Origin of the sequence: Kitasatospora sp. NBC_01539 (assembly GCF_045040525.1) — a bacterium.
GTDB lineage: Bacteria > Actinomycetota > Actinomycetes > Streptomycetales > Streptomycetaceae > Kitasatospora.
In genome coordinates, this window is the sequence record NZ_CP109390.1 from 6,863,513 (window position 1) to 6,885,491 (window position 21,979).

General features: G+C 76.0%; 20 protein-coding genes. 10 read left to right on the plus strand and 10 right to left on the minus strand.

The features are described 5' to 3' along the window. Positions 1-75: 75 nt before the first annotated feature. The 9 genes from OG335_RS29750 to OG335_RS29790 form a co-directional block, all read right to left on the minus strand. Positions 76-969, minus strand: a complete 894-nt coding sequence (locus tag OG335_RS29750) for an MOSC domain-containing protein (protein WP_405014215.1) — start codon at positions 967-969, stop codon at positions 76-78. Positions 970-1,122: 153 nt separating this feature from the next. Beyond that, positions 1,123-1,806 (minus strand): DUF6643 family protein, encoded by a 684-nt coding sequence (locus tag OG335_RS29755; RefSeq protein ID WP_405014216.1) that lies wholly within the window; start codon positions 1,804-1,806, stop codon positions 1,123-1,125. A gap of 292 nt (positions 1,807-2,098) precedes the next feature. Next, positions 2,099-2,542, minus strand: coding sequence for a large conductance mechanosensitive channel protein MscL (gene mscL / locus OG335_RS29760; RefSeq protein WP_405014217.1), 444 nt, complete (start codon positions 2,540-2,542; stop codon positions 2,099-2,101). A 163-nt stretch (positions 2,543-2,705) separates the two neighbouring features. Then, positions 2,706-3,944 carry a DegT/DnrJ/EryC1/StrS family aminotransferase gene (locus OG335_RS29765; RefSeq protein ID WP_405014218.1) on the minus strand — a complete coding sequence of 413 codons (1,239 nt, stop codon included), beginning with the start codon at positions 3,942-3,944 and terminating at the stop codon, positions 2,706-2,708. Next, positions 3,941-5,485 carry a hypothetical protein gene (locus tag OG335_RS29770; RefSeq protein WP_405014219.1) on the minus strand — a complete coding sequence of 515 codons (1,545 nt, stop codon included), beginning with the start codon at positions 5,483-5,485 and terminating at the stop codon, positions 3,941-3,943. Before OG335_RS29770 ends, OG335_RS29765 begins: the two co-directional genes overlap by 4 nt. Beyond that, on the minus strand, positions 5,485-6,528 hold the full coding sequence (locus OG335_RS29775; protein ID WP_405014220.1) for a GNAT family N-acetyltransferase: 1,044 nt from the start codon (positions 6,526-6,528) through the stop codon (positions 5,485-5,487). Before OG335_RS29775 ends, OG335_RS29770 begins: the two co-directional genes overlap by 1 nt. Before the next feature lie 114 nt (positions 6,529-6,642). After that, complete coding sequence (locus OG335_RS29780; RefSeq protein ID WP_405014221.1) at positions 6,643-7,737, minus strand: glycosyltransferase; 1,095 nt, start codon at positions 7,735-7,737, stop codon at positions 6,643-6,645. Further along, complete coding sequence (locus OG335_RS29785; RefSeq protein WP_405014222.1) at positions 7,734-9,527, minus strand: AAA family ATPase; 1,794 nt, start codon at positions 9,525-9,527, stop codon at positions 7,734-7,736. Before OG335_RS29785 ends, OG335_RS29780 begins: the two co-directional genes overlap by 4 nt. A gap of 480 nt (positions 9,528-10,007) precedes the next feature. After that, complete coding sequence (locus OG335_RS29790; protein WP_405014223.1) at positions 10,008-11,174, minus strand: glycosyltransferase; 1,167 nt, start codon at positions 11,172-11,174, stop codon at positions 10,008-10,010. Between the two features lie 176 nt (positions 11,175-11,350). On the opposite strand from OG335_RS29790, the gene OG335_RS29795 reads away from it, so the two are divergent. The 7 genes from OG335_RS29795 to OG335_RS29825 all read left to right on the plus strand — a co-directional run bounded on the left by OG335_RS29795 (position 11,351) and on the right by OG335_RS29825 (position 18,657). Next, positions 11,351-12,502, plus strand: coding sequence for a glycosyltransferase (locus OG335_RS29795; RefSeq protein ID WP_405014224.1), 1,152 nt, complete (start codon positions 11,351-11,353; stop codon positions 12,500-12,502). 148 nt (positions 12,503-12,650) lie between these two features. Continuing rightward, the gene (locus tag OG335_RS29800) at positions 12,651-13,628 is read left to right on the plus strand and encodes a slipin family protein (protein WP_405014225.1); all 978 of its coding nucleotides are present in this window, start codon (positions 12,651-12,653) and stop codon (positions 13,626-13,628) included. Positions 13,629-13,754: 126 nt separating this feature from the next. Beyond that, positions 13,755-14,414 (plus strand): DsbA family protein, encoded by a 660-nt coding sequence (locus OG335_RS29805; protein ID WP_405014226.1) that lies wholly within the window; start codon positions 13,755-13,757, stop codon positions 14,412-14,414. 168 nt (positions 14,415-14,582) lie between these two features. Next, the gene (locus OG335_RS29810) at positions 14,583-15,482 is read left to right on the plus strand and encodes an ABC transporter permease (RefSeq protein WP_405014227.1); all 900 of its coding nucleotides are present in this window, start codon (positions 14,583-14,585) and stop codon (positions 15,480-15,482) included. After that, complete coding sequence (locus tag OG335_RS29815; protein ID WP_405014228.1) at positions 15,472-16,665, plus strand: ABC transporter ATP-binding protein; 1,194 nt, start codon at positions 15,472-15,474, stop codon at positions 16,663-16,665. The genes OG335_RS29810 and OG335_RS29815 overlap by 11 nt, the downstream gene beginning before the upstream one ends. Positions 16,666-16,669: 4 nt before the next feature. Beyond that, positions 16,670-17,869: a glycosyltransferase family 4 protein gene (locus tag OG335_RS29820; protein ID WP_405014229.1), complete on the plus strand. Its 1,200-nt coding sequence runs from the start codon at positions 16,670-16,672 to the stop codon at positions 17,867-17,869. A gap of 215 nt (positions 17,870-18,084) precedes the next feature. Next, positions 18,085-18,657 carry a flavodoxin family protein gene (locus tag OG335_RS29825; RefSeq protein ID WP_405014230.1) on the plus strand — a complete coding sequence of 191 codons (573 nt, stop codon included), beginning with the start codon at positions 18,085-18,087 and terminating at the stop codon, positions 18,655-18,657. 16 nt (positions 18,658-18,673) lie between these two features. Here the strand turns inward: OG335_RS29825 and OG335_RS29830 are convergent, their stop codons facing one another. Further along, positions 18,674-19,810 (minus strand): glycosyltransferase, encoded by a 1,137-nt coding sequence (locus OG335_RS29830; protein WP_405014231.1) that lies wholly within the window; start codon positions 19,808-19,810, stop codon positions 18,674-18,676. A gap of 55 nt (positions 19,811-19,865) precedes the next feature. On the opposite strand from OG335_RS29830, the gene OG335_RS29835 reads away from it, so the two are divergent. From OG335_RS29835 to OG335_RS29845, 3 genes are read left to right on the plus strand one after another with little or no spacing between them, the layout of a single operon-like run. Then, a complete protein-coding gene (locus OG335_RS29835; protein ID WP_405014232.1) occupies positions 19,866-20,645 on the plus strand; it encodes a glutamate racemase in 780 nt (259 codons plus the stop codon). A 26-nt stretch (positions 20,646-20,671) separates the two neighbouring features. Continuing rightward, positions 20,672-21,418, plus strand: coding sequence for a tyrosine-protein phosphatase (locus OG335_RS29840; protein WP_405014233.1), 747 nt, complete (start codon positions 20,672-20,674; stop codon positions 21,416-21,418). Further along, positions 21,415-21,969 carry an NUDIX hydrolase gene (locus tag OG335_RS29845; RefSeq protein ID WP_405014234.1) on the plus strand — a complete coding sequence of 185 codons (555 nt, stop codon included), beginning with the start codon at positions 21,415-21,417 and terminating at the stop codon, positions 21,967-21,969. The genes OG335_RS29840 and OG335_RS29845 overlap by 4 nt, the downstream gene beginning before the upstream one ends. Positions 21,970-21,979: the final 10 nt, after the last annotated feature.

Below are 21,979 nucleotides of genomic sequence, written 5' to 3' on the forward strand. Positions count from 1 at the left end.
CCGCCGTCCGGCGGGCGGCGGCCGTCTCCGTCTCCAACGAGCGGGCGACGGCACGGTGCCGGTCGGCGGTGCCGGTCAGCGGCGCCGGTCCGGTTCGGGCCGCGGGCCCTCTTCCAGCACGGTGACCTCGTCGCCGAGGCGGACGGTGCCCAGGTCGTCGCCGGCGACGCCGTCGGGGCGTTCGGGCACGAGGTTCTGGCCGAAGACGAGCTTCTTGCCGAAGCGGCGGTGCCGGCCGAGGGCGAGCAGCGGCTCGGGGCCGCGTCGTTCGCCGCTCTCCTGGTCGGTGGTGGTGACCACGCACCGGCCGCAGGGCTTGGCCACCCGGAACTCCACGGCGCCGATGCGGATGCGGTGCCAGCCGTCCTCCGCCCAGGGCGCGGTGCCGGAGACGACCAGGTTGGGGCGGAAGCGCTCCATCGGCAGCCGTTCGGCGCGCCGGTCGTCCCCGGGGTGGTCGGCGGCGAGGTGCCGGTTGAGCGCGTCCAGCGAGGCGGTGGTGGCGAGCAGCAGCGGGAAGCCGTCGGCCATGCTGGTGGTCTCGCCGGGGCGGGCGTGCGCCAGGTCGATCTGCCGGCTGGTGGCGGGCTCGTCGAGGTGCAGCAGCCGTACGTCGCCGAGGCGGTCGGCGAGCCAGACCTGCACCTCCTTGGCGGCCTCGACGGCGGGGAAGAGGGTGCCGAACACGTCGCCCTGCGCGGCCTGGTCGCCGGCCGCGGCGGAGGCGGCGGGCACGTGCACCCGGGCGCCGGCGGGGTCGGTGATCGTGAGCGAGCCGTCCTCGTGGGGCCGGACGCGGTACTGGCCGAGCGTGGGCTCGTCACGCTGGGTGACGGCGCGGCCGGTGGGGCCCGCGAGCATCCAACGCCGGTCGCCCGCGAGTCCCCAGGGCTCGACCCGCGCGTCGGTCGGGCTGAGCCGGTAGGTCGACTTGACGGGGTAGACGTGGAGTCCTGTCAGCTGCGGCATGCCACCATCCTGCCAGTCGGCGGCGGATCCCCGGTGCGGTGCCCGGGAATGCGCGGAGGCCGCCCGGTCCGCCGTGGTAGGCGGTCCGGACGGCCCCGGAGAGACCTTGCCCTGCGCTGGCCGGCGCGCGCTCCGCCGGATGGACGGGTACGGTCAGCCGGCCTGCGGGTAGTAGGCCTGACCGGGGTACTGCGGCACGGGGCGCACCGGCGCGACGGGCGCGGCCGGGCGCAGCTGGTTGCCGCCGAAGCTCTGGTCGGGGAAGCCCTGCGGCTGGCCCTGGGCGCCGAAGCCCTGCGCGCCGAACGGCTGGCCGGTCATCCCGGTGGGCGCCGACGAGAAGCTGTTCTGGCCGAAGCCCTGGCCGCCGCCGAACTGTCCCTGACCACCGAACTGTGCCTGGCTGCCGCCGAACTGTCCCTGACCGCCGAACTGGCCCGGGTTGCCGCCCTGCTGCTGCGGGGCGTACGACTGCGGGGCGCTGCCGTAGCCCGGCACCGCGGGCTGCGGGGCGGACTGGTACATCGCCGGGCCGGTCTGCGCGGGGATGTACGAGGTGGCCGGGCCGCTGCTCGGGCCGGGACCCAGGGCGAGGCGGGCCGGGGGCAGCGCGGGCAGGTTCGACGCGGGGGAGTCGAAGCCGCTGCCGTAGCCGGTGGCGTAGCCACCGGTGTAGCCGCTGCCGTAGGAGGAGGCCGGGGGCAGGGCCGCCGGCACGTTGATGGGGGCGATCTGGGGCACACCGCGTTCTGCGACGAGGCTGTCGTAGATGGGCGTGCCGGAGGCAAAGGACGGAGAGGGGTAGCCGACTCCGTCGTAGGAGCGGGGCGAGGTCATGGGGCATACCGTAAGCCCACAACATGCCTGCTGAGGAGAGTGGAAGAGGTGGGATTTCGACTGTTTACACAGTCTTCGCTCGATCCGACGGCTCGAAAGTGTTCATATCCGACATATTGTCGGCGACTTCCGGCCAACCTGCCCTGCCGACGGCCCGTCGAACGCGGGGCGAACCCCCGCCGTCGGCCGGCCGACCCTCCGCCGTCCGAACCGGAGGCGTGCGCACCGGCTGCACGTGCCGTCCGGCCCGGCCCCGCGGTGCGGAGCCGGGCCGGAGGAACGAAACCGCCGGTCAGTGCACCTGGAGGGGCTGCGAGGGAAACCCGGGACGGCCGGCCAGCCCGCTCGTGCAGTGCGCGCATCGCACAGCCGCCGCCGGCACCGTGCTGAGGCAGTCCGGGCAGTCCGTCTTCGCGACCGGCCGGTCCTTGACCGGTTCGAACCGGGCCTGCAGCCGGCCGACCGGCACGACCACCGCGAAGTAGATGACCGCGGCCACGAGGAGGAAGCCGATCAGCGCGTTCAGGAACGCCCCGTACGGGAACGTCGTGCCCGCGACGCTGAACGCCTCCTTGCTGAAATCACCCACCGCGCCCGTCGCCACGCCGATCAGCGGGGTCAGGAACGCCGTGACGAAGCCGGTGACCACGGCCGTGAAGGCCGCACCGATCACGATGCCGACCGCGAGGTCGACGACGTTGCCGCGCAGCAGGAAGCTGCGGAATCCCTTGAACACCGGGTGACTCCTCGAAACGTACGTCAGGCCGTACGGGCCTGGGCGGGCCGGGCCGACGGAGGCCCGGCCCGCCATCCTGCCGACGCAAGCTCCGTGCGGTCCAGCCGAGTTCACCTGTTCCGGTGAGTTGTCGTACCGCACGGGCCCGCCGACGGGAGAGGCGTCAGATCCCGGCCGCGCGCAGCGCCCCCGCGTGCGCCTGCACCTTCAGCACCGCGCCCGCCACCCCGCGCACCGCGGCCTCCTCCATGTGCGACCAGAGCGGCACCGTCAGCACCGAGCCCGCCAGCCGGTCGGTCAGCGGCAGCGCCTCCGCCTGCCCCAGATGCGCGTAGGCCCGCTGCCGGTGCACCGGCGGGTGGAAGTACCGCCGGCTGTCGACCCCCTCCGCCTTCAGCGCCCGGCCGAGCTGCGCCGCGTCCAGGCCGAACGCCTCCGCGTCGTCGACGATCAGCGTCAGGTCCTTGAACGTCGAGGTGTCACCCGGCTCCGGCAGGGCCAGCCGCAGGCCCGGCACACCCGCCACCTCCGCGGCGAACGCCGCCACCAGCGCGCCGCGGTGCGCGACCCGCTCGGGCAGCCCCGCCAGCGAGGCCAGGCCCACGGCCGCGTGCAGCTCGCTCATCCGCGCGTTCAGCCCGGGGAAGAGCGTGTCGTAGTCGCCCGGGTTGCCGTAGTCGCGCGCGGTGCGCAGCGTCGCGGCGAGCGCGGCGTCCCGGGTGGCGACCAGGCCGCCCTCGCCCGCCACCGCCACCTTCGTCGGGCTCATCGAGAACACCTCGGCCAGCCCGAACCCGCCCAGCGGCACCCCGCCGCGCGCGCTGCCGAAACCGTGCGCGGCGTCGTAGACCAGCGGCACCCCGGCGGCGTCCGCCACCTCCTGCAGCCGCTCGACCTGGCACGGCGTGCCGTACACGTGGGTCGCCATCAGCGCGGCCGGGCGGTCGGCGGCCTTCAGCCGGGCCTCCGCGTCGTCCGGGTCGAGGGTGATGTCCTGCGCGCGGGCCTCCGCGAAGACGGGCGTGCCGGCCGCCCAGTGCGCGGCGTGCGCGGTCGCCGAGAAGGTGAAGCCGGGCATCACCACCGGCCGGCCGCCGTCGACGCCGGCCGCCTGCAGCACCAGCATCAGGCCGGCCGTGCAGTTCGACACCGCCACCACGTGCTCCACCCCGAGCAGTGCGGCGGCGCGCTCCTCGAGCTCGGCGACGGTGCGCCCGTTGGTGAGCTGCCCGCTGTCGAGCACGGCGGCGATCCGGGCGAGCACCTCCTCGCGGTGCGGCACCCGGACCCGGGTCAGCGGCAGGCCGTCGGGGAAGGCCGGACCGCCGCCGAGGGCGGCGGGCGCGGGGTGGCCTGGAGCCTGGCCGGAGGCGTGGTCGGAAGTCTGGTCGGTGGTCGTCATGATCGGGTCGAACCCCCCTGGGTCGGTGTGGTGCCGGAGCGCGGCGCGGAGCCGGGCCCGGGTTCGGTGCCGGCCTGCGCGGCGGCGCCGGCCGGAACGGGCAGGGCGGCCGCCCGCTCGCCCCACTGCCCGGGCTGCACCCGCCACAGCGGCGGCCGGGAGTGCGCGCGGAGCTTCGGACGGTCGCCCTCGGGGCGCGGTACCGCGAGCAGCACCAGCACCAGCGGCAGCACCTGCACGCGCTCGCGCGACAGGATGCCCATGTTGTTGATCGTCGAGAACGCCCAGCAGAAGAGCAGTGTGTAGACGATCGCGAAGGCCACGTACGAGCGGTTGACGAAGAGGCGGGGCAGCCGGCTGAGCCGCGGCCAGCTCCGCACGAACATCACCAGCAGGGCGAAGCACTCCACCGACTGCACGAGGTTCTGCACGTTGGACGCCTCGAACGGGAACGGCCGGAAGAGCACGCTCACCACCGCCACCGGCAGGCCCGCCGGGTTGAGACTGAACTGCGGCGAATCGTCGTCCCCGGTCGGCTGGTTGATCACCGACCCGCCCTGCGAGGTGCGCCGCGAGGTCTCCGACAGCACCTGGTTGACGCTGTCGCCGCCGGTGCCCGTCGTGCCGAAGAACGTCGACACCTGCTGCAGCATCAGCATCACCATCACCCCCAGCACCACGACGGTCAGCACCGTGCGCAGCGGCCCCAGCGCACTCACCTGCCGCGGCCGCCTGCGCAGCACGTACGCCACCGTCAGGCCCGCCCCGGCGAGGACCGTCACGTGCGGGCGCACCATCGCCGTGCCCAGCGAGCCCAGCGCGATGCACGCGAACGCGCCGAAGCGCCGGTCGAGCAGCCTGGCCACGCCGTACGTGGTGACGCCCAGGCAGAGCATCATCCAGGCGTCCTTGCCGATGCTGGACGGCCAGAAGAGCAGCGACGGCAGGAAGAACACGAGCTTCGCGTAGCGCCGGGAGTCGGCCTCCGGGAAGGCGATCTGCAGGGCCCGCCAGAAGAGCAGCAACCCCCAGAAGCCGAACCACGAGAACACCAGGAAGCCGCCCACCAGCGACGGACCGGTGATCGCGTAGACCACGCCGGTGACGATGATGACGAAGCCGGTGCCGGCGACCTTCATGCCCAGGTCGTAGTGGAACGCGCCCGACAGCGGGCTGTGCGTGTCGAGGAACAGCGCCAGCTCGCTGCCGCGCTCGTGGTACATCTTCGCGTCGGCGGCGCCGCCGTACAGCACGAACGCCATGAGGTACCGCGGGAACGCGCAGAGCAGCTTCAGCGCCATCGCCAGCATCAGCAGCCGGAAGACGTCCTTCTCCGGGTTGGCGGCCGCCACCCGGGAGAGGATCGGCGTGCCGATCGCCATCAGCGCGGGCAGCACCAGCAGCGCCCCCCAGGTGTCGTAGCCGGTGTGCACCATCGCCAGCACGAACACCGTCACGTAGCCCGCCACCAGCGAGAACGCGACCGCGGTCGGCCAGTGCGCCCGGCGGGCGAACGAGGCCGCGGCGGCGAGCGCGGCCATCAGAAGACCTCCAGGTCGCCCAGGGCGAACCGCCAGTCCGCGGCCGACCGGCCCTCCGGCAGCGGACCCGACGGCGTACGGGCCGCCAGCACCATGCCGGTGCGCGGCGCCGTCAGGTAGCCGCTGCGCAGCGCCGCCGCGGCCGCCTCGGTGCCGGTCGCGAGGTGCCCGGCCACGTGGTCGCAGCCCGCCCGGGCGGCCTCCTTCAGCAGCCGGGCGGCGCTGCCCCGGTCGCCGGGCCGGACGATCACGTCGGAGAGCGTGAACTCGGTGAGCGGCCCGCGCCGCCGGGGCCGCCCGACGGCCAGCCCGGCGAGCTCGCCGCCGCGGTGGCACGTCAGCACCCGGTAGTCCAGGCCCGGTGCGTCGCCGTACCGCCACTGCAGGAACGCGGGGGTGCGGCGCACGGCGAGGCGGGTGTCGGCGGCCTCGGCGCCGGCGCGCTCGCGCAGCAGCTCGCCGAGGCCGGTGCGCGGCCCGGCGAACCACGCCGCGGCGCTCTCCAGCCCGCAGTGCACCGGCCGGGCCGGGCCGGACGCCCGCCGGGCCAGCGCCGCCCGCGCGCCCAGCGCGAACGCCCCCGGCCGGGCCACCCGGACGGCCACCGGCACCCGGCCGAGCTCGCGCCAGCCCATCTTCAAGTAGCCGGGCAGGCTGTTGCCGTTCGGGGTGTTGAAGACCAGCTCGGCCCCGGGCGAGACCTCCTCCAGCAGGCGCAGCGTCAGGTCCCGGAAGATGCCGCGGCCCTGGAAGTCCGGATGGGTGGCGGTGTCGACCGGGCGCACCGCCGGCACCGGCCGCCCGCCGGTGCGCCACTCCCAGCGCAGGAACAGCCGCACCCCGGCCAGCCGCCCGTCCCCCGCCTCGGCGACCAGCCCGGGGCTCGCCCCGAACGGGTTGAGCCGGTGCTTCCAGTCGAAGAACTCGGCCGTGCGGGTGCCCGTCGGCCCGCCCGCGAGCGAGGCGGTCAGCAGGCCGAGTACGGCGGGTGTGTCGGCGTCCGTCAGCGGACGGTAGGTCAGCCCGTCGTGTGGCGTGGTCATCGGGGTCATCGGCTCCGGGGAGAAGGGTCCGTGGAGGAGGGTCCGCGGGAGGGGAAGCGGGAGGGGAAGCGTGGGCAGGCAGGCGGGCGGGCGCGGGTCGGCGGGGGGCGGGCCTCAGCGGGCCAGGACGCGCGCGTACACCTGCTCGATCGTCCGCTGCGCGCCGGCCACGTCGAAGCCGCGGGACCGCTCCCGGGCCGCCGTGCCGAGGCGCTCGCGCAGGGCCGGGTCGGCCGCCAGCCGGCCCAGCGCGGCGGCCAGCGCGGCCGGGTCGCCCGGCGGCACGAGCAGGCCCTGCTCGTCGTCGGCCAGCACCTCCGGCATGCCGCCGACCCGGGTCACCACCGACGGCAGGCCGCTCGTCATGGCCTCCATGAGGGCGACGGGCAGTCCCTCCTGACGGGAGCTCAGTGTGAAGACGTCGAACGCGGGCAGCAGGGCGGGCACGTCCGCGCGGGAGCCGGCGAAGACCACGCCGCCGCCCGCCGCGGCGCGCAGCTCCGCCTCCAGCGGCCCGGCGCCGATCAGCACCAGGGCCGCCGACGGGTGGTCGCGGCGCAGCCGGGCGAAGGCGTCGAGCAGACCGGCCTGGTCCTTCTTCGGCGTCAGGTTGCCGACCGTGCCGACGACCAGGGCGTCCTGCGGCAGACCGAGCGCCTCGCGGGCGGCGGCCCGGGCGGCCGGGCCCTCGGGGGCGCCGCCCAGGTCGGGGCCGTGGTGCACCACCGTCACCCAGTCGTCGCCCGGCCGGCGGCGGCCGATCGTCGCGGCGACCGCGTGGGAGACCGCGACGACCGCGTCGTTGCGCCGGTAGGTCAGCGCGTTCGCCCAGCGGGTGGCCGTCCGGTAGCGCTCCCACACGTTGTGCTCGGTGTGCACCAGCCGCGGCCCGCGCCGCCCGAACGCGACGAGCCGGGCCGCCACCGCGGGGATCGGCATGTGCGAGTGCACCAGGTCGTAGCGGCGCTCCGCGACCAGGCGGCGCAGCCGCAGCGGCCACAGCGCGCCGGGCGGCCCGCCGAGGCAGTGCACCCGGACGCCGGCCGCCTCCAGCGCGGGCACGAGCGCGTCCTTGTACGGCAGCACGTACGCGACCTCGACCTCGTACCGTGCGGAGTCCGCGTGGCGGGCGCAGTTGAGCAGCAGCTGCTCGGCGCCGCCGCGGCCCAGCCCCTTCGCGAGCCAGAGCACCCGCCGGCGGGCGCTCACAGGTCCTCGATCTCGCGCAGCTGCAGGGTCGTCTCCACGACCGGCTCCGCCGAGGGGGCCGGGCGGCGGGCCCAGCTGGGCGCGGAGCGGTGGTGCTCCTCCGCGACGGGCACCGGTGCGGGACCGGCCGCCGCCGGCGGTGGCGGGGGAGCGGCCGGGGCGGGCCTCGGCTGCCGGTCGGCGGGGGGCCGCGGACCGCTGCCGCCGGTGCGGCCGGCGAGCAGGGCGCCGGTGCGCAGCCCGTCCCGCTTGAGGCGGCGGCCGGACGGGCCGACGGTGCCGAGCAGGGCGACACCGGCGACCGGCACACCGGTGCGCGCGAGGAGCTCGGAGACGCGGTCGGCCTGCTCCGGCGTGACGTTGCCGGCGAGCGCGGTGACGAGCACCGCGTCGGAGTGCTGCACGAGGTCGTACGCGTCGTTGGCGTGCAGCAGCGGAGAGGTGTCGATGAGCACGACGTCGGCGTGGTCGCGGGCGCGGCGCAGCACCTCGCCGGCGCGCAGCACCAGCGCCGCCGGGTAGGCGGTGGTGTTGCCGCCGGTGATCAGGCGGACGCCCTCCACGCCGGTGTCGCGGATCAGGTCGTCGAGTCTGGGCAGCCGTTCGCCGCTCAGCAGTTCGGCCATGCCGGGGCCGTCGCCCACCCCGAAGTGCAGGTGGGCCTGCGGGTGGCGGAAGTCGCAGTCGAGCACGAGGACGGCACGGCCGGTCTCGGCCAGCGCCGCCGCCAGGTTGGCGACGGTGGTGGTGCGGCCGTCGCCGCTGCGGCCGGACATCACGAGGATCACCGGGGCCGGGCCGTCGGCGGCGCGGTGCCCGCCGTGGTCGGCCCGGCCGGGCCGGCCGGAGAGCGACTCGGGACCGGTCAGCAGCAGCGTCGAGCGCAGCGAGCGGAACGCCTCGGCGCCCGGGTCGGACGGCCGGGCCACGACGAGCGGCTCGCGCAGCCGCCGCAGCCGCCGGCCGAGCTGCGGGATCTCGCCGATCACCGGCAGGTTGAAGGCCTCCTCGGTGGTGTTGCGGGTGCGCAGCCGGGTGTCCATCCGGCTGAGCATCACCGCGGCGACCACGCCCAGCGCCAGGCCGAGGACGACCGCCAGGCTGAGCCGCATGCCGCGGCTCGGCGAGCTGAGCAGGCTGCCGCCCGCCTCCTCGGCGTCGATGCTGCCCCACTGCTGGATGGCGTCGGTCTGGCTGTAGTTCTGCAGGGTGCTGATGTCGGTGAGGGTCTTGGTGAGGGCGTTGATCGCGGCCGTCAGCTGCGGCTGCAGCTTCGGCTGGTCGGGCGCCCCGGCCTTGTTGAACGCGTGCTGCAGGGTGTTGACCTGCTCCTGCTGGCTGTCGGCCTGCGTCTGGAGCCGCTTGATCGAGTCGTCGGCGCTCTTCTTCGACGCCTGGCTGTAGCCGTTGATGGTCGACTCGGAGAGCGCTGCCGCGAGGTCCGTGCACGACTGCTGGGTCGGTCCGGTGACGGTGAACACCAGCATCTGGGTGGAGGCCGCGGCGACGGTGCGCCGGGCGGTCAGGGCGGCCACGTCGGTCATGCCGAGCTTCTTCGCGGCGGCCGTGCTGACGTCCGACCCCTGCGCGTAGCTGAGCACCTGGTCGGCGCGGACGGACTCGCCGGCGCCCGCCACGGGCGTTATCGCGACCTTGCACTGCCACTTGCCGACGTCCACGGCGTCCCCGGCCGGTGTGAGCAGGAATCCGATGAGCAGCGCGGCGGCGGTGCACCCGGCGAGCAGCCGCCAGTAGCGCCGCAGGACCGTGACGTGGTTTGCCGGTTCCACCGGTGGGTTCCCCTCGTGTTCGTGGTGCGGGCAGGCGGTGTGCCCGGCGGCGCGTGCCCGCCGTCGCAGCGGCGGCACGCCCCGGTACGGCCTGGTGTGCTCGTGGTGTCGAGACGGGAGCGGCCCGGAGGCCCGCCCGGACCGGTGGTCGTCAGCGGCGCGCCGGTAAGGCGGCCGGACCGCGCCGTGGCACCGCCGCGGCCGGGCCGCGGACGGATCCCGGCAGGCCGGCGCATCGCGGCTGTCGCTGTGACATCAGGCCCCCTGACGGCGTCGCCCACCCGGGCCCGCCCGGCCCGGATGCCTCGCGCGGGCCGCCGTTCCCCCCGGCCACCCGCATCCCCCTGCGATGCTTGCCGCCACGGACCTGCGGCGCAAGCACTTTGGCGATTCTCGGGAGGGCGCATTTCGGCACTCCCGCGCGCCCTGCGGTGGTTGCGGAGGCAATGTCCCCGTTTGACGTGCATGTCTGACGACCCGTCACGGGTGTGCGCCCTTCGGCCCGGCAGGGGCCCGGCGCAGCGAGCGCTCGTAGAACCCCACCATCTGCCCGCACACCTGCGGCAGCGTGAACGTCGCGAGGAACCGCGCCCGCGCGGCCTTCGCCCGCACCCGGGCCGCCGCCGTGTCGTCGAGCGCCGCGACCAGCGCCGCGGCCAGCTCGGCCGGACGCTCCGGCGGCACCAGCAGGGCGTGGTCCGGCGAGCCGACCGTCTCGCGCAGCGCCGGCACGTCCGCGCACACCAGCGGCACGCCCACGCCCATCGCCTCCATCGCCGCGCTGCCCAGGCCCTCCCAGCGGGACGGCACCGCGAACACGTCCGCCGCGGCCATCAGGTCGTACACGTCGCCGCGCGGCCCCAGGAAGCGCACCTGCCCGGCGCGTCCGGCCAGCGCCTCCAGCCGCGCCGTCTCCGTGCCCGGGCTGCCCGCCAGCAGCAGCACCGCCTCCGGCGCGTGCGCGCGCACCGCGGCGAACGCCTCCACCAGCACGTCCAGCCCCTTCTGGTACTGCTGCCGGGCCGCGGCCAGCACCACCGGGGTGTCCTCCGGCAGGCCCAGCGCGGCACGGACGGCCGCCCGCCGCTCCGGCGTCACCGACCCCAGCGCCTGCGGGTCGCGGCCGCGCGGCACCACGTCGATCCGGTCGGCGGGGATCCGCAGCCGCCCGGCCATCGACGACGCCACGTGCCGGGTGAGCGCATGGAACCGCCGGGCGCCCTGCGCGGTCGCCGCGTCCACCGCCTGCGCCGCCCGCACCTTCCACGGCGACAGGCCGCGCGCGTGCAGGTGCTCCGGCCCGTACGAGGAGTTGACCAGGCTCGACACCACCGGGGTGCCCGCCGTCAGCGCCGCCGCCCGGCCGAGCACGTCGGCCTCGTAGAGCGTCGTGTGCACCAGGTCCGGGCGGAGCTCGCGGACCAGCCGCCGCAGCGCCGCCGCCGTGCCCGCCCGCCCCGGCCGGTGCACGCCGAACACCCGCGCGCCCGCCGCCGCCAGCTCCGGCTGGAAGCCCCCCGGCGACTCCTTCAGGTAGGCGACGTCCAACCGCACCCCGGAGCGCACCAGCAGCGGCGCCATCGCCACCAGGCCCTGCTCGGCACCGCCGATCCGGTGCAGGCTGTCGATCACATAGAGCACGTGCACGGCGGCGACCCCCCGGGAACCGGGCGCGCGGCCCGTCCCTCGTGGCTCCCGCGCCCTGACAGGCGCTCAGCATCCCAGGCCCGGCCGAGTGTCCGCCAGGGAATCGCCGAGGAGCCCGCGCACGCCCTTCCGCGGAACCGCTGCGCCGCCCCGCCGGGCTGTGCCAGGGTCGCTCCATGCCCGACCCCGTGCCCGCGCAGCCCGCCGGCCCGCAGCCCGCCGCCGCGCCGCCCGCCCCGCAGCGGGACGTGCCGCAGCCCGCCGTCCTGCACCTGGTCACCGACCCGCGCCGGCGCGGCGCCCAGAACCTCGCCCGCGACCTGCACGCCGAACTGCTCCGCCGCGGCCAGCGCTCCGACCTGCGCGCACTCCAGCCCCACCCCGACGCCCCGGCCGACGCCGGCGCCCCCGTGCTCGGCCCGGCCCGCTTCCACCCGCGCACGCTGCGCGCCCTGCGGGCCGCCGCCCGCCGTGCCGACGTCGTCGTCGCCCACGGCTCGTCCACGCTGCCGGCCTGCGCCCTGGCCCTGCTCGGCACCCGCACCCCGTTCGTGTACGTCAACATCGGCGACCCCCGGCACTGGACGGCCTCCGCCTCCCGCCGGCTGCGGGTCGGCGCCTTCCTGCACCGGGCCGCCGCCGTCGCCGCGATCTCGGACGGCGCCCGGCAGGTGCTCGTCGACCGCTTCCGGCTGCCCGCGCAACGCGTCCGCACGATCCCCAACGCCCGCCCCGCCGACCGCTTCCCGCCCGCCGCCGACGACGCGGACCGGCAGGCCGCCCGGGCCGCGCTCGGCCTGCCCGCCGACGGCCCGCTGCTCGCCTGGGTCGGCGCCGTCGCCCCCGAGAAGCGGCTCGACCTCGCCCTGGACGCCCTCGCGCTGCTCCCCGCCGCCCACCTCGCGGTGGCCGGCGACGGACCGCTGCGCGCCGCCCTCGCCGCCCGCGACACCACCGGCCGGGTCACCTTCCTCGGTGACCTCGCCGACCCGGCACCGCTCTACCGCGCCGCCGACGCCCTGCTGCTCACCAGCGACAGCGAGGGCGTGCCCGGGGTGCTCGTCGAGGCCGCGCTCGCCGCCCTGCCCGCCGTCGCCACCGACGTCGGCTGGGTCGGCGAGGTCGTGCAGGACGGCGTCACCGGCACCCTCGTGCCGCCCGGCGACGCCGCCGCCCTCGCCGCCGCCGTCGACCGGCTCCTCGCCGACACCCGCCACGACCTCGGCGCGGCCGCCCGCCGGCACGCCCTCGCCCGCTTCGACCTCGCGGTCGTCGCCGACGCCTGGCAGCAGCTCCTCGCCCGCGCGGCCCGCGCGCCCCGCGGCTGACCGCGCCCCTCCCGCCGACCGCCCGCCCTCCGGCCCGCCGCAGGGCTGTCCGCCGCCGGGCCCGGCGCGCATACTGTGCTCCGCGGCCCGCACCCGCGCGACAGGGCCGCCCCCGGCCCGGCCGGGCCGGCCGCGACGGGGGTGTGCGATGGCGGTCCTCGCGGTCGTCGTGGGACTCGGACTGTTCTGGCTGGTCACCGGCCTGCGGGTGGTCCAGCAGTACGAGCGCGGCGTGGTCTTCCGGCTCGGCCGGGTGCGCGGCCGGATCCGCGGCCCGGGGCCGGCGCTGCTGATCCCGGTCGTCGACCGGATGCGCAAGGTCAACATGCAGGTGATCACGATGCCGGTGCCCGCTCAGGAGGGCATCACCCGCGACAACGTCTCGGTGCGGGTCGACGCGGTCGTCTACTTCCGGGTGATCGACCCCGTGCGGGCCACCGTCGACGTGCAGAACTACACCTTCGCGATGTCCCAGGTCGCGCAGACCTCGCTGCGTTCCGTCATCGGCAAGAGCGACCTCGACGACCTCCTCTCCGGCCGCGAGAACCTCCACCGCGGCCTCGAACTCATGCTGGAGAGCCCGGCCGTGGGCTGGGGCGTGCACATCGACCGGGTCGAGATCAAGGACGTCGCGCTGCCCGACTCGATGAAGCGGTCGATGGCCCGGCAGGCCGAGGCCGACCGCGAGCGGCGGGCCCGGATCATCACCGCCGACGGCGAGTTCCAGGCCGCCGCGAAGCTCGCCGAGGCCGCCACCGTCATGCAGGCCACCCCCGCGGCCCTGCAACTGCGGCTGCTGCAGACCGTCGTGGAGGTCGCGGCGGAGAAGAACTCCACCCTCGTGCTGCCCTTCCCGGTGGAGCTCCTGCGGTTCTTCGACACGGCCGCCGGTCAGGCCGCCGGTCAGGCCGCCGCAGCGGCCCCGGCAGCCGCTCCCGCCCAGACGCCCGCCGCTGTTCCGGCCCAGGCGCCCGCGGCTGTTCCGGCCCAGGCCGTCGCCGCTCCCGTCCAGGCCGCCGCTCCCGTTCCGGCGGTGGCTCCCGTTCCGGCGGTTGCTCCCGCCGACGTCAACGCCCACGCCGCGCCGGTGCCGCCGAAGCCCGGGCGGGCGCCCGACACCGTCTGACACCGTCCGGCCCCCGCGCGGCGGCCCCCGTCCGGCCCGGCCCGGTATCGTCCGATCGGGCGAATCCGCGTCCGCCGCAGCCGACCTGACTGGCCGTCCGATCCGCGGCGCTGGCACGCTACGGCCGTGAACGCCAAGCTGCTGCGCACCGCCCCCGTCCTGCTCGCCCTCGCCGCGGGCCTCACCTCCGGTCTCGCCCCGGGCGCCGCGGTGGCGGTCGCCCCGGACGTCCCGCGGGACGGTGCGCACCTGGCGCTGCCCGGCCACCCGCCGCGGGCCGCCGCGCAGCGGCAGGAAGCCGTCGAGTTCTTCTGGTACGACTGCGTCCACTCCGCGCAGTTCGAGGCCCCGCTGGAGCGGTGGGCGGCCGGGCACCGCGACGACGTGCTGCTGCGCCGGGTGCCCGCGGTCTGGCCGGGCTCCCCGGACGAGCAGGAGCAGCTCGGCCATGCGCGCCTCTACTACGCGCTGGAGCGCCTCGGGCAGGTCGACCGGCTGCAGGCCGCGGCGTTCCGTGCCGTCCGCGAGCACCGGTCCGACCTGTCGGGCGAGGAGGGTGCGGCGGCGTGGGCGGCCGGGCAGGGCCTGGACGCCGCCGCGTTCCGGGCCGCGTACCGCTCGCCGGAGGTCGACCGGGCGGTCGCCGACGCCCCGGGGCTGCTCACCCGCCACCGCATCACCGAGATCCCGACGGTGCTCGTCGGCTCCGGGCGCACCTCGCCGACCGCCGCGGGCGGGGTCGACCGGATGCCGGACGCCCTGGACGGGCTCGTCGAGCGGGGCTGACCGCCCGGCGCCGTACCGGCTGCCGCGCGCCCGCCGGTACGGCCGCTGAGCAGCTCCACCTTCACCGAACCAGCCCCTGGCGCGCACACCTTGTGCCAGAGTGGTCGCCCGGGCCGCACCTCCTGAGCAGCGGCCCTCCGGCAGCCACATGCGAGAGGGCGGGGGCCCGTGGGGGGACACAGCGCGCAGGTCATCGGCGACGAGCGCGACCAGCGGACGGCGGGCCGGCCCGCACTGCCCGACGGCCCGCCCCCGGAGCTGGTGTTCCGGCGGCGGCTTCGGCCGGTGCAGACCGCACGCGACCTGTGGGCGGCCCGCGAGCTGGTGCGCGCCCTCGCCGAGCGCGACCTGCGGGCCCGTTACAAGCAGGCGGTCCTCGGCTTCGCCTGGGCGGTGCTGACCCCGCTGGCGCTGTGCGCGATCTTCACGCTGGTGTTCCACCGCGCGGTGAAGATCGACACCCAGGGCGTCTCGTACCCGCTGTTCGCCTATGTCGGCCTGATCGTCTGGCAGTTCTTCAGCAACACGATGAACCAGGGGGCGCTGAGCCTCGCCAACAACCTGAGCCTGCTCAACAAGGTGTACTGCCCGCGCGAGGTCTTCCCGCTGGCGACGATGCTCGTCGCCGCGGTCGACATGCTGATCGGCACCGCCGTGCTGGGCCTGCTGTTCCTGGCGACCTGGACGGCGCCCGCGGCGACCTTCCTGTGGGTGCTGCCGCTGCTGGTGATCCAGTTCGCGTTCACCTACGGCGTGGCGCTGATCCTGTCGGTCGCCGTGGTCTACCTCCGCGACGTCCGCCACCTGCTGCCGATCATCACGCAGATGGGCGTCTTCGCGACCCCGGTCGCCTACCCGCTCGCGAAGATCCCGGTGCGGCTCCAGGAGATCTACTGCGGGGTCAACCCGCTGGGCGCCGTCATCGAGGGCTACCGCCGCGCGCTGCTGTACGGGCAGGCGCCCGACCTCGGCCTCACCGCGATCGCGGCCGTCTCCTCGCTGGTGTTCCTGGCCGGCGGCTACCTGCTCTTCAAGAAGCTGGAAACGGGGATCGCCGATGTCGCGTGAGCTGCCGCCGGGGACGATCCGCACCGAGCACGTCTGGAAGCGCTTCAAGGCCGACCAGCAGCGGATGCTGCTGCGCGACAAGGTCGAGGCGATGGCCCGCCGACTGCGCGGCGGCCGCGGCGAGGACTGGCGCTGGGCGCTGCGCGACATCAACCTGCACATCGAGCCGGGCGAGTCGGTGGGCCTGATCGGCTCGAACGGCTCCGGGAAGTCCACCCTGCTGAAGATGCTGACCCGTGTCATGTACCCGTACGGCGGCATCATCGACGTGCGCGGCCGGATCGGCGCGCTGATCGAGATCCGGGCCGGCATCCACCCGGACCTCACCGGCCGCGAGAACATCTACCTCTTCGGCGCGCTCCTCGGCCTGAAGCGCCGTGAGGTCGCCGGCCGTTTCGACGACATCGTGGAGTTCGCCCGGCTCGGCGGCGCGATCGACCGGCAGGTGAAGTTCTACTCCTCCGGCATGCAGATGCGCCTCGGCTTCGCCGTCGCCGCCTACCTGGAGCCGCACGTGCTGCTCGTCGACGAGGTGCTCGCGGTCGGCGACGCGGTGTTCCAGCAGCGCTGCCTGGACCGCATGCGCGAGGTCGCCGAACAGGGCACCACCATCGTCTTCGTCTCGCACGACCTGCCCGCCGTGCAGTCGATCTGCCGCCGCGGCATCTGGCTGGAGCAGGGCACGGTGCGGGTCGACGCGGGCATCCGCGACGCGCTGTCCGGCTACCGCGACTCCATCGAGGCGCAGTCCGAGGCGGGCGCCCGCACCGGTGAGCCGCTGCAACTGCTCAAGCACGAGCTGCGCGGCGAGGACCGCGAGAACCTCACCACCGACGAGCCGATGACCGTGGAGCTGACCCTCGGCGGCGACTACCGCGGCGACGCCACCCTGCACCTCGGCGTCAGCGAGGGCACGTCCAGCCCGATCTTCCAGATCAGCCACGAGATCCGGCTCGGCGGCGATGACCACCACGTCGCGTGCGTGATCCCGAGGCTGCCGCTGCCGCGCGGCCGGTACACGCTGTGGGCGGGCGTCTACTCGATCGGGAAGACCGACGGCGGCACCCTGATGAGCTGGCACTCCGTCGGCCAGTTCGACGTGTTCGGCCCGATGCTCGACACGCCGCCGCGCGCGGTCGTGCTCGCCGCGCCGGTGTTCGTCCCGCACCACTGGGAGGAGTGACCGCGTGAGACCGGTCCGGGTGCTCGTGCACCTCAACAACCTCGCCCTCGGAGGGGCGCAGCTCAACGCGGTCGACATCGCCCGCACCCTGCGCGACCGCGGGCACGAACCGGTGCTCTTCGCGCAGGGCGTGTCCGGTGACGCGCCGCTGGTCGGGGTCGCCGCCGGGCACGGCATGGAGGTGGTCGTCGCCGGCGGCCCGGACACCCCGCACCCGGAGGTACGGCGGCGCCTCGTGCGGCTCGCCGGGGAGCACGGCAGCGACCTGGTGCACGCCTGGGAGGTGCGGGCGGCACGCAACGCCTTCTTCGGGCCCGGCCGGCTCGGCCGCCTCCCGGTCGTCACCACCTTCTACGGCATCCGGATGCTCCGCGGCCTGCCCCGGCACCAGCCGCTGGTGCTCGGCCTGGGCGCCCTGCTCGGCGAGGGCCGGGCGTTCGGCCACCGCGACGTCCGGCTGGTGGAGCCGCCGGTCGACACGGCCACCGACGCCCCCGGCACCGCGGACGGCACCGCCTGGCGGCGCGGGCTCGGCATCGCCGACGACGAGCTGGTGCTCGGCATCGTCACCCGCCTGGTGCCCGACCTGGAGAAGGACGCCGGGGCCGCGCTCACCGTCGAGGCCGTCCGCCGGCTCGACGACCCGCGGGTGCGGCTGGTGATCGTCGGCGCCGGCCCGAGCCTGGAGGCGCTGCGCGCCCGCGCGGCCGACGCCAACCGCGCGCTCGGCCGGGAGGCCGTCCTCGTGCCCGGCCAGGCGGCCGACCCGCGGCCCGCGTACGAGGGCTCCGACGTCGTGCTCGGCATGGGCGGCTCCGCGCTGCGCGGCCTCGCCTTCGCCCGGCCGGTCGTCGTGCACGGCGCGGCCGGCTACACCGCGGTCCACCGGCCCGGCCCGCTGGTGGAGCCGCACGCCTCGCGCTGCATGTACGGCTTCGGTGACGGCGACCGCGACCCCGGCCCGCTCGCGGCGCAGCTGCGCGAGCTGCTCGACGACCCCGGTCTGCGGGCCGAACTCGGCCGCTGGGGACGCGAGTGGGTGGTCGGACGCTTCTCCCTGGAGAGCGTCTCCACCGCCTTCGAGGAGATCTACCGGGAGGTGCTGGCCGCCCCGCCGGGCCCGTCCCGCTGGCTGCGCGACCTGGAGCAGATGAGCCGGTACGAGTTCACCAAGCCGACCGCGCTGCGGCTGCTCGGCCGCTGACCGCGGCCGCTGCCGTCGACCGCTGCCGTCGACCCCGGCCGCTGCTGCGCCAACACCGGGCGACCGCACGGTCATTCCGAGTGATCGGACTCACCGATCCGCCGTTGTGGGGGCGTCGCCGGTGCTGCGAGCATCGCCAGGGTAGGGCCGGTGCGCGGCGCACAGCCGCAGCTCCGGCCGGCCCGACCCTCCTCCTACGTAAGGGATCTGACAGCATGTCTCGCGAGATCAGCGTCGCCATCGCCTACCACAGCGGCTACGGCCACACCGCCCGCCAGGCCGAGGCCGTCCGTCAGGGCGCCGCCGAGGTCGCCGAGAACGTCCACCTGATCGCGGTCGACGAGATCACCGACGAGCAGTGGGCCCAGCTCGACGCCGCCGACGCCATCATCTTCGGTTCCCCCACCTACCTGGGCGACGTCTCCGCCGCGTTCCGCGCGTTCGTGGAGAAGTCCAGCGGCCGCTGGATGAAGCAGGAGTGGAAGGACAAGCTGGCCGCCGGCTTCGTCAACTCCGGCGCCAAGAGCGGCGACAAGCTGCACAGCCTGCAGTCGCTGTCGCTGTTCGCCGCCCAGCACTCCATGACCTGGGTCAACCTGGGCCTGCTGCCCGGCTGGAACAAGTCCACCGCCTCCGAGTTCGACCTCAACCGCCTCGGCGTCTGGCTCGGTGCCGCCGCGCAGTCCAACGGCGACCAGGGCGCGGAGGCCATGCACAAGTCCGACCTCGCCACGGCGGAGCACCTCGGCCGCCGCGTCGCCGAGCAGGCCAAGCGCCTCTCCGCCTGACCCGCACCCGCAGGGGTCAGTAGGTCCGCCCCTTCCACGCGGCGCCCCGCCCCCGCCAGTGCTGCACCGCCGAGTCGACCGTCATGAGCAGGTACAGCCCGGCGGTGAACGGCAGCAGCAGCGCGGCGGGGGCGGGCCGCCCGTAGTACCGCAGCATCGGCACGTACGACCCGGCCATCAGCGCCCACGCCGCGCCGCCGAGCACCGCCGCCCCGGTCGACCCGGTCGCCACGCCCGCGACCAGCGCCACCGGCGGCACCAGGTAGACGAGCGCCAGCCCCGCCACCGTGCCCGCCAGCAGCACCGGCGAGTGCCGCAGCTGGGCGTACGCGCTGCGCGACACCATGCGCCACAGCTCGGCGAGGTGCGGGTAGGGCCGCACGCTGTCGGCCTGCTCGGCCAGGCCCAGCCAGGTGCGGCCCCCGGTGCGCTTGACCGCCCGGGCCAGCGACACGTCGTCGATCACCGCCCCGCGGATCGCCGCGACCCCGCCGGCCCGCTCCAGCGCGCTGCGCCGCACCAGCGTGCAGCCGCCCGCCGCGGCCGCCGTCCGCGCCCCCGGCCGGTTGCTCCACCGGAACGGGTACAGCTGCGCGAAGAAGTACACGAAGGCCGGCACGACGAGCCGCTCCCAGCCGGTCGCCACCCGCAGCCGGGCCATCTGCGAGACCAGGTCGAGGCGGTTCGCCTCCGCCGCGGCGACGAGGTCGGCCAGCAGCGAGGGGCCGTGCGCGATGTCGGCGTCGGTCAGCAGCAGGTAGTCGGCGCCGCCCGCCAGCTCCACGCCGTGCCGCAGCGCCCACAGCTTGCCCGTCCAGCCCGCGGGCAGCGCCGGGGGCACGGCCACGGTGAGCGGCAGCCCGCCGCCGTCGCCGAGCCGGGCGGCCAGCGCGCCGGTGCCGTCGGAGCTGTGGTCGTCCACGAGCACCACGCGGGCCGTGCCCGGGTACTTCTGGCCGAGCAGGCCGGGCAGCGAGAGCGGCAGCACCGCGGCCTCGTCCCGGGCGGGCACCACCACCGCCACCGACGGCCAGCGCCGCGGCGCCGGACGCGACGGCAGCCGCTGGTCCGTCCGCCAGAACAGCCCGTGGCAGCAGACCAGCCACACCCACGCGGACAGGGACAGCGCCGACACCCAGAGCAGCAACGTCACCCCGGCAGTCTGCCGCACCCGACCCCTCCGGAGGGGTTCGGTAGAGTCGTGCCCCGTGAAGATCGCACTGGTGGACTCCGGACTCGGACTGCTCGCTGCCGCCGCCGCCCTGCGCCGGCTGCGGCCCGACGTCGATCTCGTGCTGTCCTCCGACCCCGACGGCATGCCGTGGGGCCCCCGCACCTCCGAGGACATCGCCGGGCGCGCCCTGGACTGCGCACGCGCCGCCGCCGCGCACGCCCCGCACGCCCTCGTCGTCGCCTGCAACACCGCCTCCACGCACGGCCTCGCACTGCTCCGCGCCGAGCTGGAGCCCGCCCTGCCGGTGATCGGCACGGTGCCCGCCGTCAAGCCCGCCGCCGCCGCGGGCGGCCGGGTCGCGATCTGGGCCACCCCGGCCACCACCGGCAGCGCCTACCAGCGCGGCCTGATCGCCGACTTCGGCGGCGCCGCCGAGATCACCCCGGTCGCCTGCCCCGGCCTCGCGGACGCCGTCGAGCGCGGCGACCGCGACGCGATCGCCGCGGCCGTCGCCGACGCCGCCACCCGCACCCCCGCCGGCACCTCGGCGATCGTGCTCGGCTGCACCCACTACGAACTCGTCCGCGACGAGATCCGCGCCGCCGTCGCCGACCGCGCCACCGCCGACCTGCGGCTGTACGGCTCCGCCGACGCCGTCGCCGCCCAGGCACTGCGCCGGCTCGACGCCGCGGGCCTCGCCCCCGGCGGCGGCACCCTCACCGTGCTGCACACCGGCCGCACCTCCGCGCTCGGCCCGGCCGCACTGCGCTACCCCGAGGGCACCCTGATCGCCTCCGCCGTTCCGGCCCGCTGAGCCCCGCCGGTTCGTACGCTGGCCGGATGACCGCCACGCCCGCCCTCGACGGCCTGGACAACCTCCGCGACCTCGGCGGACACCGCACGTCCGACGGCCGCACCGTGCGCCCCGGCCTGCTCTACCGCTCCGACTCGCTCGGCAAGCTGACCGGCCCCGGCCTCGCCGGGTTCACCGCGCTCGGCATCCGCACCGTCATCGACCTGCGGTACCCGTGGGAGATCGCGCAGACCGCCCGCGTGCCCGACCTGCCGGGCCTGGCGTTCCACAACCTCTCCGTCGAGCACCGGCCGTACGACCAGGCCGCGCTCGGCGCCGGCGTCGACCCCGGGCCCTACCTCGCCGCGCGGTACACCGAGGTCGCGGAGGACGGCGCGGCCGAACTCGCCGAGGTGCTCCGCGTCGTCGCCGCCGCGGACGGCCCGCTCCTCTTCCACTGCTACTCCGGCAAGGACCGGACGGGCATCGTCGCCGCCCTCGTGCTGACCCTGCTCGGCGTCGGCGAACACGACGTCGTGGCCGACTTCACCCTGACCGGGCAGGCCACCGAACGCCTCGTCGACGGCTACCGCGCCCGGCACGGCCGCACCCCCGACTGGCCGGGCTACGGCCGCGCCCCCGCCGCGGTCATGGAGCTCTTCCTCGCGGACCTCACCGACCGGTACGGCTCCGTCACCGGCTACGCCGCCACCCGCCTCGGCGCCGACGGCGGCCTCGTCCGCGCGCTCCGCGGCCGGCTGCTCACCCCCCGACCCGGAAGGACCGCCCGATGACACCCCGCCCGCCGGCCCGCACGCCGCGGCGCACGGCCGTCCTGCCCTGGCGGCGGACCACCTCCCGGCTGCTCCTCGTCGACGGCCGGGACCGCCTGCTCCTCCTCTGCGCCCGCGACCCGCGCGGCCGCGGCGCCCGCTGGTGGTTCACCGTCGGCGGCGCCGTCGAGAAGGGCGAGGACCACGTGCAGGCCGCGCTGCGCGAACTCCGCGAGGAGACCGGCCTGCGCGTACCCGCCGACCGGCTCGGCCCCGTCGTCTGGACCCGGCGGGCCCGCTTCCGCACGACCTGGCGGCGCATCGACCAGGACGAGGAGTACCGGCTCCTGGTGATCACCGACGACGAGGCCGCCGGCCTGCGCATCGACCCGCACGAGGCCCGGTACGGCCACCGCTGGTGGAGCGCCGCGGACCTCGCCGCCACCCGCGAGACGGTGCGCCCCCGGGGGATGGACGTGCTGCTGCCCGCCGTCCTCGCCGGCGCCGGAGCCCCGCTGCACCTGGGGGACGTCGACGAGGACACCGAGCCCGACCGCGCCGCGCGCCCCTGACACGCCCGGG